Origin of the sequence: Vibrio sp. 10N.247.311.49 (genome assembly GCF_041467655.1) — a bacterium.
GTDB lineage: Bacteria > Pseudomonadota > Gammaproteobacteria > Enterobacterales > Vibrionaceae > Vibrio > Vibrio crassostreae_C.
In genome coordinates, this window is the sequence record NZ_JBFSVA010000011.1 from 103,176 (window position 1) to 119,544 (window position 16,369).

The window sequence follows — 16,369 nt, forward strand, 5'->3', positions numbered from 1 at the left end:
GCTCAATAAATTTTACACAGCTTTACGTTAGCCTGAGTGCATATCACCGTTAACTGTAAGGTTATTTATGCTGATCGAACCTGTTATCAAGGGTGTGGTAGCCAAAAGCGCTCACCCTCTTGGCTGTCAAGAAGCCGTAAAGCAACAAATCAAGTTTGTTAAGAGTGCGCCGCAAATCAAAGATGGCCCTAAACGAGTACTGATTATCGGCGCTTCCTCAGGCTTTGGCCTTGCCGCTCGTATTGCCCTTACCTTTGGCGGCGCAAAAGCTGACACTATCGGCGTCTCATTCGAGCGCGGTCCAAACGAAAAATCCCTAGGTAGTGCTGGTTGGTACAACAACATCTACTTCAAAAAAGAAGCCGAACGAGAGCAACGCACTGCTATCAACATCGTTGGCGACGCATTTTCGCAAGAAACACGCTCACAAGTTGTCGAAGCCATTGAAACCTACTTCGAAGGTGAAGTGGATCTGATTATCTATAGCTTAGCTGCAGGCGTTCGTCCTAAACCAGATTCCGATGAGTTTTGGCGCTCTGCCATCAAACCTATTGGTGAAAGCGTAACTGGCGCAACCATTTCTCTGGAACACGACAACTGGGTCACCAACACGCTTGAAGCCGCGACGGAAGAGGAAGCCGAAAGCACACTCAAAGTGATGGGAGGCGAAGATTGGGAACAATGGATAGATGAGCTCATCAACGCAGAATCTATTGCTCCGGGTTGTAAGACAATCGCGTTTTCTTATGTGGGTCCAGAAGTCACACATCCTATCTATTTAGACGGTACATTGGGACGCGCTAAGATCGACCTTCACCAAACCAGCCACGCTCTTAATCTAGAGTTAGCTAACTTTGATGGCAACGCTTACGCGGCGGTATGTAAAGCCCTAGTCACTAAAGCGAGCGTTTTCATCCCTGGATTAAGCCCTTACTTACTTGCTTTGTATAAGGTGATGAAAGAGAAAGAGACCCACGAAGGTTGTATCCAACAAATGCAGCGTCTGTTTGGCAGTAAACTTTATGGTCAATCCAAAGTACCACTTGATGGTGAGCGATTGATCCGTATGGATGATTGGGAATTAGACCCAGAAACCCAAGCGCACGTAACTGAACTGCTAGAAAAGATGGACGAAAATAACTTCCAAACCTTAGGGGATTACCAAGGGTTTAAAGAAGAATTTCTACAATTAAATGGGTTTGCTCAACCATCGGTAGATTATAGCCAGAAACTTAATACAGAAGATTTTATAAAGTTAAAGCCTTAATCTAAAATTATCTCATTACTGGGACCCGGATTCACATTTGAAAACCTCTGCATAATTGCGGAGGTTTTTTCGTGCAACATTTCTTATACTTATTAAACGTAAGGTTCATAGTTTTCTTTGGTTCATCATAATTAACACAGGATGTGTTGATGCATTTAGCATAATTGACTCGGAGTCATATGAAGAAGATAAAAACAGTAGACTTAGATATCCCAGACGATATGGTGTCTGGTTGGCAAAATATTGTCGACCTCTTGGCTCAAATCACTCAAGTGCCCGCCGCACTGATCATGCGTGTTCACGCCAATTATATTGAAGTATTCTCGACCAGCCGAAATGAAAATAACCCTTACAACAAAGGTGATTCTGAAACCCTAGGCAATGGGCTTTACTGTGAGACGGTGATGGATTCCCAGCAGCAACTTGTGGTACCCAATGCGCTTGCCGATGTTGATTGGGAAAACAACCCCGACACGAAGCTTGGCTTAATCTCTTATTGTGGCATTCCGCTGCTTTGGCCGAATGGTGAATTATTTGGCACTATCTGCATTTTAGACTCGAAAGAAAACCACTACACCCCCACCTATATCAAGCTTTTACAGAGCTTTCGCACCTCGATTGAATCTCAGCTTAAAACCCTATTCCAACACGCCAAGCTTACCCAAATGAATCGCGACCTAAAAAACCGCGTTTACAATCGCACTAAAGATCTCGCGAGCCTTAATTACTCGTTGAATCAAGAAATTGATAAACGAAAAGCGGCTGAACAGAAGATTAACTTCCAAAAGAATCACGACCTCGGCACCGGCTTTTTAAACCGAAACGCATTTGAATCTCGCTTAAACCACAAGCTACTGTCACAGAGAAGGCTGACAGACAGCTCATTTGCAGTCGTTCATATTGGTTTTACCAACGGTAGACGCATACAAGCACGCTACGGCTATAACGCGTTAGACCAAGTGCTTGTTGAATACCGAAAACGCATCGACTGTATTTCTGATATCGATGTATTAACTGCACGCCCTACTTCGGTTGACCTCGTATTGGCGTTTAGCGTTAAAGATTTACACCATCGCCTTGAAGAACTTTGCCAGACGCTCGTTAAAGTTGGTCATTCAGAATTCGACATCGAAAGTGACAAAGTGCATTTGCACGCGTTTATTGGGATTGCAATTACGAACGACGAAGATGACGCGGAAAGCATTCTGCAGAAATCTTCTGAAGCGATGTTAGCCTGCAAAGATTCAGGACAAAAGTTCGCTTACTACTCTCAATCCCATACCGAAGAACAAACTCACATTAATAAGATCGAAGGCTATTTGCTTCAAGCCGTTCGTAATGATGACCTTATGCTCTACTTTCAACCCAAAGTTAGCCCGTTGACGCATCGCTGGGTCGGTGCTGAAGCTTTGCTTCGTTGGCGACATCCTGTTTTGGGTGATATCTCTAACGAAACCCTGATCCACATGGCTGAACAAAACGGTTTGATTTTCGAAGTGGGCAGCTTTGTTTTACGCAATGCGATTGAAAAAGCCAAAGAGTGGTCCGAATACGTTGAAGATTTCAAGATGGCTGTGAATGTGTCTGCAATTCAACTCAAGAACGTACACTTTGCGGAACAAGTGGTTCACCTACTCGAAACCTATCATTTAGAGCCTCGTTTCTTAGAACTTGAAGTTACGGAGAGTGGACTGATAGCAGATGAAGTGGTTGCCAAGAATACCTTGGGATCTTTGCACGATATTGGCGTTACATTGTCACTAGATGACTTCGGTACGGGCTACGCCTCCTTCAGTTATCTGAAGAAGTTCCCATTCGACACCATTAAGATTGATAAGAGCTTTATCGACCAAATGCTCAACTCACACGAAGACTCGGAAATTGTTCGTTCTATTGTCCAAATTGCCAAAAAGCTCGACTTAAAAGTGACGATTGAAGGCATAGAAACGGAGGTTCAGGAGCAATTTATTATTAACGAAGGCTGCGATGTGGGCCAAGGTTACCTTTACGGAAGACCAATGCCGAGCCAAGAATTCGAACACAGCTTAATCAATCAAAACTATTTGGGGACAACTCGTTACGCTTAAAGCGAAAAAGAGCAGTTAGTTTTGGATTTAGGCCTACTTTCTCTTTACTCTAAAGGTGGTGATTTTTATAATCGCCGCCTTTCTGTTTTTATCTTTCCCCTTATATAGGCATTCCTCGTTATGGATCAGTTGACTGCAAAGCTTAAAAAGCTCGAAAAACAAAACTACCGTGCATATCAACAAATTAAAGGTCAATACGACTTTGCTGATTTTGAATTACACATCGACCACATCCAAGGTGACCCATACGCGTCAGCTTCTCGTTTTCGTGCAACGCGCGCGTGGTCTTTGACCGGGTTAGATTGGCTGAAAGAAAAATCTTACGAATACCAAGTAGCCGCTCGTGACTTTATCGCACGTAGCTTCTCTGAGTTCGCGAAACAAGAGTCGACCGTTTCTATCGCGCTGACGGGTCAAACCGTATTAGACAACACAGCTGTTGTATTCACAGACCACGGCATCGAAATTCGTTTCCGTATTAATTTACCAGCTGATGGTCGTAGCATTCTTGCTAAGAAAGCGAACAACATCATCACTTTCTACTTACCGAAGTTTATTCGTCGCGCGACGCTTGAGCGTGAGTTAAACATCGATGCAATGATCAAACATTGTGAAACGATTGAAGACCAAGAAGCGCTGCGTGCTCAATTGGATGAAAACAACCTAGCCGCTTTCGTTGCAAACGGCAGTGTGTTACCTCGTATCGCGGGTAACTGCGACCTTCCAATGAAAGACGCGGTACCTTTCGCGGCTCCAGAATCATTGAGTGTTACGTTAAATACTCCAAACCAAGGTGACGTGACCGGCCTAGGCATTCCAAAAGGCATTACGCTGATCGTTGGTGGTGGTTTCCATGGTAAATCGACACTGTTGAACGCCGTTGAACGTTCTATCTACAACCATATTCCTGGTGACGGTCGCGAAGGCATTGTAACTGCGATTGATACGATGAAGATCCGCGCTGAAGATGGTCGATGTGTGCACAGCTTGAACCTGTCAAACTACATCAACCATTTACCAATGCAGAAAGACACATCTGACTTCAGCACACAAGATGCGTCAGGTTCTACGTCTCAAGCGGCTTGGTTACAAGAATCGATTGAAGCCGGCGTTCAAACTCTACTTATCGATGAAGATACGTCAGCGACTAACTTCATGATTCGTGACGAGCGTATGCAAGCGCTAGTGTCAAAAGGCGATGAGCCAATCACACCACTTGTCGACCGCATTGGTCAGCTTCGTGAAGAGATGGATATCTCTACCATTGTTGTAATGGGTGGCTCTGGTGATTACCTAGATGTCGCGAACACTGTGATTCAAATGCACGACTACCAAGCGGTAGATGTGACTGAAAAAGCAAAAGACGTGATTGCTCAGCACCCTACTCAGCGTACTAACGAATGTGAAACTGCTTTAGAAACGTTTGTACCGCGTTCATTGAACCGTGCTTCACTGATGAACATTCTGACTGACGGTAAATTCCGTGTTAATGCTAAAGGCAAAGAGTCACTGCGTTTTGGTAAAGAGTTTGCAGACCTTTCTGCGCTTGAGCAATTAGAATCACCGTCTGAAGTGAATGCGATCGGTTGGGCTTGGTTCCAATTCGCACAAACTCCAGGTTGGTCAAACAACCCTGCTAAAGAGTTTAACGCTATTTTAGAAAACGAATGGCACGCTAACATGCCTAACTACGGTGACCTAGCGAAACCAAGAACGTTAGATGTGATGGCTGCTCTGAACCGTATGCGTAAATCTCAGTTCAAGCCTTCGAACTGATTTCGTTAAATATCGGATTTATTGTGCTTCTAGGTTTTTGAAGTTTTAATCTTCTAATTTACTAAAGCTTCTAAGCCACTAAATAAGCAAATTAACCTTCTACGGTTCTCATTCTGAGGGCCGTAAATTTATCTAACCTCTTTTGACCTAACCTCTAGTGTCGTCAAAACTCTTGAACTTTATAAATTCATAAAACCAATCTTTACATCAATTACTTATCATCTTTTGTAATGAGAAAATTAAAGGCACTGTTTACCGCCATCTAATGCTGTCGATCCCTCAAAACATGACACAGCTTTTACAAAACCCTAGTGATATTCAGATAAAGTCCCGATTCGACAAGTGTAACCAAATGTAACAGACCCTTGAGGCTTCAATGAATCATAAACGCGTTAAGATGCGTGACCATAAAATCGAAGTGAACCTATTCAAAAACCGCGTAATCGTCGCGTTTTGTGGGATCTTGATGTTCACTCTTGTCTTAGTCGGCAATCTATACCGACTTCAAGTTGAAAATTTTAAAAGCTATCAAACTCGTGCCGATGGCAACAGAATCAAAGTATTACCTATCGCCCCTACTCGTGGACTTATTTACGACCGTAACGGCGTGTTGCTTGCAGAGAACAAGCTTGTCTTTGATCTAACCATGATTCCTGAGCAAACCGATGATGTCGATGCAATGCTCACCAAGCTAGACAAATATGTCCCCCGTGATGCAGAGCAGATCGCTCGTTTCAAAAAACGCTATCACAACACCCGCCGTTTTAAATCTGTGACTATTCTAGAGAACTTAACGGAGGAAGAGATCGCCAAGTTCTCCGTGCACCAGTACCAGTTCCCCGGCTTATCTATAGATACCAGCTTAAAGCGTTTTTACCCGAATGGTGAGGTGCTTACCCATGTTCTTGGTTACGTGGCGCACATCAATGATAGCGATCTCAGAAAGCTTGAAGAACAAGGGATAGAAGCGAATTATCAAGCTACAACAATCATAGGAAAACTGGGTGTTGAACGTTATTACGAAGATATTCTGCACGGCACCAAAGGTTATCAAGAAGTCGAAGTAAACAGCCGTGGGCGAATAGTCCGAACCATTGAGTACGTGCCGCCAGTAGCTGGTAAAGATATCGTGTTAAATATTGACCTTGAGCTGCAAAAATACGTCTTTGAGCAACTTGATCACCGAACTGGAAGCGCGGTTATTCTCGATCCGAAAGACAACAGCGTGTTGGCGATGGCATCAAGCCCGAGTTACGACCCTAACCTATTTGTCGACGGCATTTCGAGTAAGAACTACCAACGTTTATTGAATGATCCGGCTCACCCGTTGGTTAACCGCACCACTCTAGGCGTTTATCCTCCTGCCTCAACCGTTAAACCATTTATGGCTGTGGCAGGACTGCAAGAACATGTCATCTCTGAAGATACCATCCGTAACGACCATGGCGTTTGGAGAATTCCTGGCTCTAAACGAAACTCTAAATCGTGGCGTGACTGGAAACGTTGGGGTCACGGACCTGTCGATGTCACTCAAGCCATTGAAGAGTCGGTAGATTCATTCTTCTATCAAACCGCTTTCGATTTGGGTATTGACCGAATTTCAAGTTGGATGAACCGATTTGGATTTGGTGAACCGACAGGCATTGATATCTATGAAGAAAGTACCGCCAACATGCCGACTCGAGAATGGAAGATGATGCGTTATCGCACCCCTTGGTATCAGGGTGACACAGTTCCGATTGGTATTGGCCAAGGTTATTGGACATCGACACCTATGCAACTTGCTAAAGCAACGTCAGTATTGGTTAATCATGGTAAGGTGATGCCACCTCATATCTTAAGAGCCACCTTAGATCATGGTGAAGATTTCAGTACACAACAACTTGTCGAACCGGAGCCAATGCCCTCAATCACCGAAGTGCCGGATAGAATTTGGGATGTACCAATCAACGCGATGCGACTCGTGAACCACGGAAGTAGAGGCAGCGGCAGACGTGCATTTAAGGGAACTGACTATACGAGCGGCGGAAAATCAGGAACTGCACAAGTCTTTGATCTTGCGAAAGATCAGGTCTACAACTCGAAGAAACTCGCTAGGCATTTACTTGACCACGCGCTTTACACGGCTTTCGCACCGTATGAACACCCTGAATATGTCGCAACTGTGGTCATTGAACACGGTAACGGCGGTTCAAAAGTCGGTGCGCCTTATATCCGTAAAGTACTCGACTATGCCTTTGAACATAAAAGTGGCGAGAGCAAAGATCACTCCTAACACCAATAACTTAAGTCGCTACAGCACATAACGTAGTTACCCAAAACATAACGTAATAACGACAAAGCCCCACTTGTGTCACTCACAATGTGGGGCTTTCTGTTTTAGGGTTCTAAGCAATTAGACAGCTAAAAATGCCTGTCGATTATGAGCTTCTTAATACATGCCATGCTTCACAGAGCGTCTGAAATTTTGCGGTGTTGCCTTCGTCTCTGTCCGGATGCCATCTCAATGCCAGTTGTCGCCAACGTTTTCTAATTTCATGGTGTGTCGCGTCTAAAGGTAACTCAAACAGGTTCAATGCTCGACTTCGATCCATATCGAGTTCATCACCACCCACATACTTTCTATACCGAGTCCAAAATTCGTTCAACAGCCTTTTGACTTCACCTTCATCCGCTTCATAGTTAACCCAATTAATGTAGTATTCTCGAAGTGGGTCTTGATGATCGATGCTGTGACTGCTTCCGTGATAACGACCATTCATCAATTCGATGTCCATCGCTTGGACTTGGAGCCAACCATCTGGGTGTAAGGTTTCTTGAAGCTGATAAAGCGCATTCATGATAAGGAAGTTCTTTTTAAACAACTCTTTCTCAGGCACAGCATCCAACACTGGCACAAACCCAAGATCGTTCAGATGAGCTGCCAATGTGTGTACTTTCCATCCGCTTGGCTTTTGCTTAAGCACTTCCATTATCGGCCAAAGCAATGGGTTTTCCATATGGCAATGAAAGTTTGCTCTCACATCTTGATAATTCGACATAGTTGACTCAGTTAGCTTCTCTGAATTAATGGATTTCTAGAACTGTGGATACTATAAGTAACCTGTTTCGCATCCGTTGCGTATCTTCTTTAATTGAAAGCGATTTTCTAAGATTTGTCGAGCTTAAGGACAAACAACTTTCTAACGTTTGGCTTAAAGGCACCTTTTATCGTCAAAACTGAGTACCATTTCGTTGAATACAACCGTTAGTAATAAAGCCGCAATTCTTTGGTACGGATACAAAAAAGGTCAGCGACTTAGCTGACCTTTCACATATATCCCAATTTTAGGGACGAAGCATTGAACTGACTAGATAACGCCAAGCTCTCTTAGACGTTCCATTAGGTATTCGTTTGCTGTGTACTTTTCAGATAGCACTACTTCTGGTTTCGGGTGAAGGAATAGAGGCAAAGAGATACGAGACTTCTCTTGGCGTTCACCTGATGGGTTGATTACACGGTGAGTTGTCGATGGGAAGTAACCACCAGATGCTTCTTGAAGCATGTCACCGATGTTGATGATCATGTTACCGAAGTCACATGGAACATCTAGCCACTCGTCATTTTGAGCTTTAACTTGAAGGCCCGGCTCGCTTGCAGCAGGAAGAACCGTCAGTAAGTTGATGTCTTCGTGTGCCGCAGCGCGGATTGCACCTGGCTCTTCATCACCTTGCATTGGTGGGTAGTGAAGAACACGAAGCAGAGTCTGTTCACTGCCGTTGATCATTTCTGATAACGCAATAGAGAATTTCTCTTGTACTTCTTTAGGAGCATGAGCTTCAACCCAACCTAGCAGCTCTTGAGCAAAAGCATTCGCACGTTGGTAGTAATCTAGAATCTGTTCTTTCAGCTGTTCAGGGATTTGGCCCCAAGGGTATACGTGAAAGTACTCTTTGATGTCTTTTACAGTGTGGCCTTTAGCAACTTCAGACACTGAAGGTGGAAAATATCCATCTTGTGTTTCAACATTAAAGTGGAAGTTCTCTTTCTCTTCAGAGATGAAGAATTGGTACCAGTTTTCGTAAATTGACTCAACAAGCTCTTTCGGGATTGGGTGGTTCTTAAGAACACCAAAACCAGTTTCACGTAGAGAGCGAACAAATTGTTCTGCTGCGTCGTCAGCAAGGTAATCGACAGTTTCCAGTTTCATGACTTTCTTTCTTGTTATGTAGTAATAGAGCGATTTTAAGGATCGCTTTGTTGTAAATCAAACTTTTGTGAAACTCTAGCAACCGTTTGTCTAGATACTGGGCGATAACACCACTTTTCAACAAATCTGGTGATTAAGACCCAATTGAACACTGTTCATTATTGTGTAAAACTATTAAAAACTTCGACGAGAGATCTTGATATGACAATCACGCCACTTGCTCAAAATCGACCATTGCTGTCATTGACGACGCTGTATCTGACGGTGTTTCTATTTTCAGCGTTCGCTCCCTCTTCAAGAGCGGTGTGGATTGCCGAAATTGTCCCAGCGCTCGCGATATTGGTGGGTATTTGGTGGTTATCAACAAAGCTCACCTTCACTAAGACAGCTTACGTTTTGATGTTTATCTGGCTGATTTTGCATACGATAGGCGCAAAATATACCTTCGCGGAAGTGCCATTTGATTGGTTCAATAACATGATAGGTTCAGAACGGAATAACTTTGACCGTGTCGCGCATTTCTCTATTGGCCTTTATGCTTACCCACTCGCTGAGTACTTGATTCGTAAAAAACTGGCTCAACCGGTGCTTGCATGTTTCTTTGCGTTATTTGCGATCATGAGTGTTGCTGCAGGTTATGAAATCATCGAGTGGTGGTACGCGGAGATTGCAGGTGGTGATGAAGGTATCGCATTCCTTGGTTCACAAGGCGATATTTGGGATGCACAGAAAGATATGCTGTGTGATACGACGGGCGCAATTGTTTCGCTATTACTTCTTAAGCTTCAAGGGCGTGTCAGAGCTTACTGAGCTCAATTCTTTACTCTGAGTATCAAAAGCAACGTTGAAATGCCACACACAAACTGTGCTGTGGCATTTTTAGTTTCAACATTATTTTCTCGTTTATAATGATTGGTCGTTTCATCGTGACGGGTTATTTCATCGTTACCTTGCCACCAACAAACTTGTAGGCTGGCGTACCTCGAACCAAAGTGTCTCGCGCAAATTCAATCCCGCATTCAGGGCACACACATGGTTTTGTCGTGAAATCTTCAACGATACGCTCCTTAAAACATTTCACGAGTGCACCTTTGCCACCTTTCCGATACTTAAAAAGCTGCGTTTTGCATTTGGCACAGAAAATCTGAACCGTCTTGGTCGGTTGTTTCTTGTTTGGTTTAGCCATAGAAGTTAATGATTGAACTCTTTATTTCTTAAGTTTAGGTGCGACAAGAACCAAGCTTATCCCAAGAAGTATAACGGTTGATGAGACTATAAATTGCATAGTGACAGGTTCAGATAACAGTAATACGCCACCAAGTGTCGCGATAACTGGAACAGAAAGCTGTGCAATAGACGCAACCACGGTATTCAGTTTTTTCACTACGTAATACCACAAACTATAACCGATACCAGAAGCCACAGAGCCCGATATAACCGCGTAAATCAAACCTTGCTCAGTGATAGACACTTGCGTTAATGCATTAGGTATTAAAACTAATAAGCTCAATGCCACAAGGATAACTAGCGAGCTGAATCCAAAGTTAGCGGTGGTCGATTGCAGTGCGTTTGACGATTTCTTTCCTGCCAATGTGTAAATGCCCCACCCAATTCCGGCCAGAGACATCAAGATAATAGAAACTAAGTCGGGTGCTTGAGTCGATTCCGTTGGCATTAACAAATAAACAAGCCCTGCCACAGATAACAAACACCCGCCCCACTCAATGAGCGACATTCTGTTTCCAGAAAACAGGTGCGCGGCAATCATCGTAAATTGCACTGCGACAAACAACACCAGAGCACCAAGACCTGCGCCGAGCTCTAAGTAAGCAAACGAGAAACCAAACATATACACGAGCAGTGACAGTATTGACGTGAATTGAAACTGTGATTTTAGCCTTGTGTATAGCGATGTGTTGTTTGTTAACACACGTCTAGCTTTAGATTGGGAAGACAAAGTTAATAAAATCAGAAGCGTAAGCGCACCAGATAAGATGCGAACGATCGAAAAGCTCAAAGGATCGATCGTTTGATCCATTAAGGCCCAGCGACACAAAACTGAATTCGCAGCAAATGCCACCAGCGTAATAAATGTAACCATCAGAGTTTGCATCGTTTTTCCTAAATGAGTTATTTGGTCCTAACTGAGTTTTCTTGGATTTCAATCAACGTCAGGCTTCACCCAAACTTGGCTAAAGTCGAACCAACCTAATGCATTACATTTCGCGTTTTGCAACGTACCACATTGATCTTTATTAACGCCTAACCAGCAATGGAACATCGGGATCAATTGATTGCTTTGGACCAGTTGTTTACCTAACTGTCGTGCTGGGAATTGCTCGAATTCACCAGAACGCCAACGGTCAATCATGTGACACCATTGGTCGAAGTCCTCTGCCGGGCTAGATTCATCAAGAAAACTGTAGTCCATTAACCAGCCAGCCAAGGCGTCGTCTCTGTTATTGGCGATGCCCATAGGGTTAATCCAAACATCAACATCATCGGCGTGCGGAGGATCGGTTTCGTAACCGTAAAGATCAACATCGACGTTGTATTGCTTCAGCACCGTGACAATCGCCTTTGCAAGCGTTGGGAACATTGGGTGTTGGCATTGATACGCTAATCTTATGGTAGGCTTCGAATCTGCTGGTGGACAAACGGGCACTTTTAACTTTATGTCATACCAACCGGGTTTTATCCCATAAGCGTGTAACACGCCCAAATCGATAACAGTCTCTTTTGGAATATGAACAAACAGATCCGCCGCATTCAACGCGTTAGATAAAAACTGTGCCCATGCGGGATCTTGTGCAATACCCTTCTTTCTATTGAGCAGTAAATACGTGCAGCCAGGATCGAGTTCTACTTCATCGCTATCGCCACGGTCGGCCATAACAGGCTTAGATAGGCTTGGGTAAACCATTGAAGAATAAGCCTCATCCACCACCCAAACTTCAACGCGATCAATTAACGGTCTGAAACCAAAGTACCCATTGAAAGCGGTTAACACGAGTTGTTTCTCGTCGTTCTTTTCAATGCGATAAGGTCCCGTTCCAATCGGTCGAATATCGTAGTCTTCACCACGTAAAGTGATCGGTAATGTGACTTTAGCGACCGATTCCGTTAGTGCGAGGGGAAAATACTTGTCTGGACGTGTGAGAAAAACATCTACTACACAATTTGCAGGTGAAGAGACATCTTTGATATGCGAAAACATGTTGAGAGGTTCGAGTGCAAGCAGTGTATCCACAACATGATTGGTTAACAGAGGTTCCCCGTTATGGAAACGAACACCGGGTCTCAAGAAGAATCGCCATTGGTAATCGCTGATTTTTTGCCATGAATGAGCAAGATCGGGTTGAAGTTGGTCATTCTCATCTAGACGAGTCAACCCACTGAATACCTGACAAGCGATATGTTGCTCTGAACGACGCATCGATTTGGTTGGGTTAAGCATTGAAAGCGGCCGGTAATAAGGCAAACGAATAACTTGTTCGCCTTCTTGATACTGTACGCCCAAGTAGTTTTGAATAACTTGCGTGAGTTTGGCAGCATTGTGATCAAGCACTGACAGCGCCTGTCCAATTTTTCCTTCCTGCAAGTAGCGTCTTGCTAAGTTCTCGCTGACATCACAACGATTCTGTTTAAAGATAAGTTGAGATAACTTTCCTCGACCTGCTGCAGGTAACCATTCTACCCACCCTTCTTCTTCAAGCTTGTTGAGTACCATTCGGGCATTACGACGGGTACAACAAAGCACATCCGTGATGTCGTCGAGTTGAACATCAGAATCTTTACCATCGAAGTATTCAAACAGGGTTTCAAATTGAACGCGAAGTCTTGGGCTGCTCATAAAGAGGAAAACTTATTCAAAGGACATTGAATTCAGTTTCCCTATTTTATGGCGTAAAATCAATATTACTGACACAATTTTATTGTGAATTATGAGTACGACATCCTAAGATGTTATTCAATCTTAAGGGTTAAGTGCCTTTACCGTAAAGGATTACATTACATCGCAGCCAATTTCATTAGCGATTTCACGGAGCTGCTGTTCATCGTCTAATTTTATCGACCATTTACACTCAGAACCGTTAGCTGAAATAACATTTGCCCCTTTTCCGATCAATTGAATTGCATCAACTTGGGCTTGCAGCGTGACTCTATGCTCCCCATCTAAACGAACAACCAATTCATGTGCGGTTGCGATGACTTTTCCACTTTTAAACGTTATGACCATGGGCTTCTCGGGTTACTGCTTTAAATACTGATTGCTTGTTCTAAGTACTGATTACTTCTTCTAAAGACAAAACCAGCGTACGACTGCCTAGTCTGTTATCGCTTATGTTTCTTAACGGCAATGGTTAAACGGCTGGTACAAACTAAGCGTTGACGATCATCAGTGATATTGATCTGCCATACTTGAGTAGAGACGCCCAAGTGAATAGGCTCAGCAGTACCAATGACATGCCCTTCACGCATTGACCTTACGTGGTTCGCATTGATATCGAGCCCAACGCAATAATAGCCTTCTGGTACGCAGAAGTTTGCAGCCAATGAGCCAAGCGTTTCTGCTAGCACAACCGATGCGCCGCCATGAAGCATACCCAGTGGTTGGTGCGTAAAGTGACAAACCGGCATGGTTGCCACCAAAGAGTTGTCATTTACTTCGGTGTAAACAATGTTGAGGTGTTCAATTAAGGTATTTTTTGAGGTCGCGTTGAAGGTATCTAGGTCAACGGGCTTTTTCCAAATACTCATGTGGGTTCCTTAATTATTGATCTTGTTATCGCGTACATAGCTTTTTTCTATATTACCGCTGTTAGTTATCTTACAGCCCTTAGTGATTACGCAAGTTGATGTTAACATGCATAAAAACCGAATACACAGAGGATATTGTATGACGTCATGGATGAAGTTTGCCTCGCTTCTCACACTAGCAGGCCTAACCGCGTGTAGCGCTTCTCCGACAGGAAGAAACCAATTGCTGCTTTTTTCAGATAAAGACATGTCTCAGCTTGGAGCACAGTCTTTTGAACAAATGAAAAAAGAACAACCCATCAGCAAAGATGCCAAAACTAACGCTTATGTACAGTGCGTAGCGAACAGCATCACTCAATATATTCCTAAACAAGGTTTTAGTGAATGGGAAGTTGTTGTGTTTGATAGTGATCAAGTGAACGCATTCGCCCTACCTGGCGGAAAAATCGGTGTATACACAGGGTTACTCAAGGTTGCAGTCAATCAAGACCAACTCGCGACGGTTATCGGTCACGAAGTGGCACACGTTTTAGCGGACCACAGTAATGAGCGCCTTTCTCAGTCTCAAATCGCTAATACGGGCTTATCTATTACTAACGTTGCGTTAGGTGCATCAGAATACAAACAGTATCAAGGTATGACGATGGCCGCGTTAGGGTTAGGCGTTCAATATGGCGTTATTCTACCGTATGGGCGAACTCAAGAGTCTGAAGCCGATGTTGTTGGTTTAGAGTATATGGCTCAAGCAGGTTTCGATCCAAACCAAAGTGTCAACTTGTGGCAAAACATGGCGAAAGCATCAGGGGGTAATCAACCGCCAGAGTTGCTTTCTACGCACCCTTCCCACAGTACGCGTATTAAAGATCTACAAGCAACGATAAAAACGCTTCCTCAATCAGGTTCACCAAGACCAAATTGCAAAGCGTAATCTAAGTAAGAATCGCCTAGCTGGTGTAAATACAAAAATGCCCTATCCATATTGGTTAGGGCATTTTTAGTTTCTTGCTTGCTAACAGTTCAAGTGCACTAAGTAGCTGGATAATTCCAACAACAGAAATTCACAGGTTAAGTACCAAGAATTTGTAATGGTAGGCTTAATAGCTGATCACCAGTAGATGCAAAATACCAGATGACACCAATCAAACTGCTCACTAAACCCACATACCAAACGAACGACACGACTTGCCCGTATTTGTCTAACGGTAACAAGTGACTGTGATGACGTCCTTTCCATTCGAACAGTATTTCAACACTGCCCATGATCAATAAGAAACCAAACAGGGTTAAATTCAACTGATAACTCAATACCACACCAGCAACGGCAGCCGCGACACAAAGTACAATGCCAAGTACGCTGTTCATCGAGAAACTGATACTTTTAAGAACATGTCCGCCATCGAGAGGCAAAATCGGCAATAGATTGAACAGGTTTAATAGAGCATTAAATACTGCAAGGCCGGCAAAGAACATTTCGCCAGTCGCCCAGTACAGCACCATAAATACTAACGACAATATCAGGCCGAACAATGGCCCCATGATTGATATAACCACATCTTGCCAACGCGTATTAATCTTTTCATCGGATAACGCCAAGCCACCAAGAAATGGTATCAAATAGATCCCTTTGGTTTTCATGCCGAAGTATTTCATCGCTCTAATATGACCGTACTCATGGAACATTAAACAGGCGATTAAGGCCAAAGCGAACTGAATTGAAAACAACCATGAATAGGCCGCTAAACTCGCAGAAGCAAGTACGACCTTGATTAGCTTGGCGCTTTTTAGCGCTTTCATACCGAGCGACACCAACCCAATTAAGCTAAAACGCTTCTCTGGTTTAGGAGCGACAACAGGAGTTTGTTGTTCGATATCTTTGGTGTTTCGATTGCCTTCGGAAATGGTTTGGCCATTGACCAATGCTTTATACGTCATCTCAAACGGTTGCCACTGAACTGTCGACTCAACGTGACACTGCAACGTTTCTTCGCCAGCGCGTAGTGTAAATTCGTGTTTTCGTGCGTCTTCTTGGTCTGTGGTCGCATCTAATTGAGATACCAAAGTGTTATCCCAATACAACTGTTGCCACCCTGCCATTGATCCTTCTAAACGAAGCGGTTTTCCAAGAAACTCTATCGCGAGTAATTCCAAACTTAAAATTCCAATTTAATGACTTCTAACGAGTGTCGATATTATGCCGATTTAGCGAATGGTGGTAAACAGAAACAAAGTTGTTACATATTGAGCTATTGAACACTATTTATACCGCAACGATGCATAAACACTCTGGT

General features: G+C 43.6%; 14 protein-coding genes. 6 read left to right on the top strand and 8 right to left on the bottom strand.

Annotation, left to right across the window (positions count from 1 at the left end):
• Window positions 1–67: 67 nt before the first annotated feature.
• The 4 genes from fabV to mrdA all read left to right on the top strand — a co-directional run bounded on the left by fabV (window position 68) and on the right by mrdA (window position 7,405).
• Window positions 68–1,267, top strand: coding sequence for an enoyl-ACP reductase FabV (fabV, locus tag AB6E54_RS12855; protein WP_017067782.1), 1,200 nt, complete (start codon window positions 68–70; stop codon window positions 1,265–1,267).
• Between the two features lie 179 nt (window positions 1,268–1,446).
• Window positions 1,447–3,354, top strand: coding sequence for a GGDEF and EAL domain-containing protein (locus AB6E54_RS12860; protein WP_102333628.1), 1,908 nt, complete (start codon window positions 1,447–1,449; stop codon window positions 3,352–3,354).
• A 120-nt stretch (window positions 3,355–3,474) separates the two neighbouring features.
• On the top strand, window positions 3,475–5,130 hold the full coding sequence (locus tag AB6E54_RS12865; RefSeq protein WP_017060076.1) for an ABC-ATPase domain-containing protein: 1,656 nt from the start codon (window positions 3,475–3,477) through the stop codon (window positions 5,128–5,130).
• A gap of 376 nt (window positions 5,131–5,506) precedes the next feature.
• Window positions 5,507–7,405 carry a penicillin-binding protein 2 gene (mrdA, locus tag AB6E54_RS12870; protein ID WP_102478747.1) on the top strand — a complete coding sequence of 633 codons (1,899 nt, stop codon included), beginning with the start codon at window positions 5,507–5,509 and terminating at the stop codon, window positions 7,403–7,405.
• A 145-nt stretch (window positions 7,406–7,550) separates the two neighbouring features.
• On the opposite strand, the gene AB6E54_RS12875 is transcribed toward mrdA, so the two are convergent.
• The gene (locus AB6E54_RS12875) at window positions 7,551–8,171 is read right to left on the bottom strand and encodes a DNA-J related domain-containing protein (protein ID WP_029235437.1); all 621 of its coding nucleotides are present in this window, start codon (window positions 8,169–8,171) and stop codon (window positions 7,551–7,553) included.
• Window positions 8,172–8,480: 309 nt separating this feature from the next.
• Window positions 8,481–9,320 carry an isopenicillin N synthase family oxygenase gene (locus AB6E54_RS12880; protein WP_017060073.1) on the bottom strand — a complete coding sequence of 280 codons (840 nt, stop codon included), beginning with the start codon at window positions 9,318–9,320 and terminating at the stop codon, window positions 8,481–8,483.
• A gap of 201 nt (window positions 9,321–9,521) precedes the next feature.
• On the opposite strand from AB6E54_RS12880, the gene AB6E54_RS12885 reads away from it, so the two are divergent.
• A complete protein-coding gene (locus AB6E54_RS12885) occupies window positions 9,522–10,130 on the top strand; it encodes a DUF2238 domain-containing protein (RefSeq protein WP_017067299.1) in 609 nt (202 codons plus the stop codon).
• Between the two features lie 124 nt (window positions 10,131–10,254).
• On the opposite strand, the gene AB6E54_RS12890 is transcribed toward AB6E54_RS12885, so the two are convergent.
• The 5 genes from AB6E54_RS12890 to AB6E54_RS12910 form a co-directional block, all read right to left on the bottom strand.
• Window positions 10,255–10,506 carry a hypothetical protein gene (locus AB6E54_RS12890; RefSeq protein ID WP_017060071.1) on the bottom strand — a complete coding sequence of 84 codons (252 nt, stop codon included), beginning with the start codon at window positions 10,504–10,506 and terminating at the stop codon, window positions 10,255–10,257.
• A 21-nt stretch (window positions 10,507–10,527) separates the two neighbouring features.
• Window positions 10,528–11,433 (bottom strand): DMT family transporter, encoded by a 906-nt coding sequence (locus AB6E54_RS12895; protein ID WP_102398369.1) that lies wholly within the window; start codon window positions 11,431–11,433, stop codon window positions 10,528–10,530.
• Between the two features lie 48 nt (window positions 11,434–11,481).
• Entirely contained in the window at window positions 11,482–13,173 is a 1,692-nt protein-coding gene (locus AB6E54_RS12900) for an SgrR family transcriptional regulator (protein WP_017069657.1), read from the bottom strand.
• Between the two features lie 153 nt (window positions 13,174–13,326).
• Window positions 13,327–13,560 (bottom strand): DUF3389 domain-containing protein, encoded by a 234-nt coding sequence (locus tag AB6E54_RS12905; RefSeq protein ID WP_017064605.1) that lies wholly within the window; start codon window positions 13,558–13,560, stop codon window positions 13,327–13,329.
• 95 nt (window positions 13,561–13,655) lie between these two features.
• Window positions 13,656–14,081 (bottom strand): hotdog fold thioesterase, encoded by a 426-nt coding sequence (locus AB6E54_RS12910; protein ID WP_017060067.1) that lies wholly within the window; start codon window positions 14,079–14,081, stop codon window positions 13,656–13,658.
• Window positions 14,082–14,220: 139 nt separating this feature from the next.
• Between AB6E54_RS12910 and AB6E54_RS12915 the strand changes: the two genes are divergently transcribed.
• Window positions 14,221–15,009 (top strand): M48 family metallopeptidase, encoded by a 789-nt coding sequence (locus AB6E54_RS12915; RefSeq protein ID WP_017060066.1) that lies wholly within the window; start codon window positions 14,221–14,223, stop codon window positions 15,007–15,009.
• 137 nt (window positions 15,010–15,146) lie between these two features.
• Here AB6E54_RS12915 and AB6E54_RS12920 read toward each other — a convergent pair whose 3' ends face one another.
• Window positions 15,147–16,229 carry a site-2 protease family protein gene (locus tag AB6E54_RS12920; RefSeq protein ID WP_086968002.1) on the bottom strand — a complete coding sequence of 361 codons (1,083 nt, stop codon included), beginning with the start codon at window positions 16,227–16,229 and terminating at the stop codon, window positions 15,147–15,149.
• Window positions 16,230–16,369 lie beyond the last annotated feature (140 nt).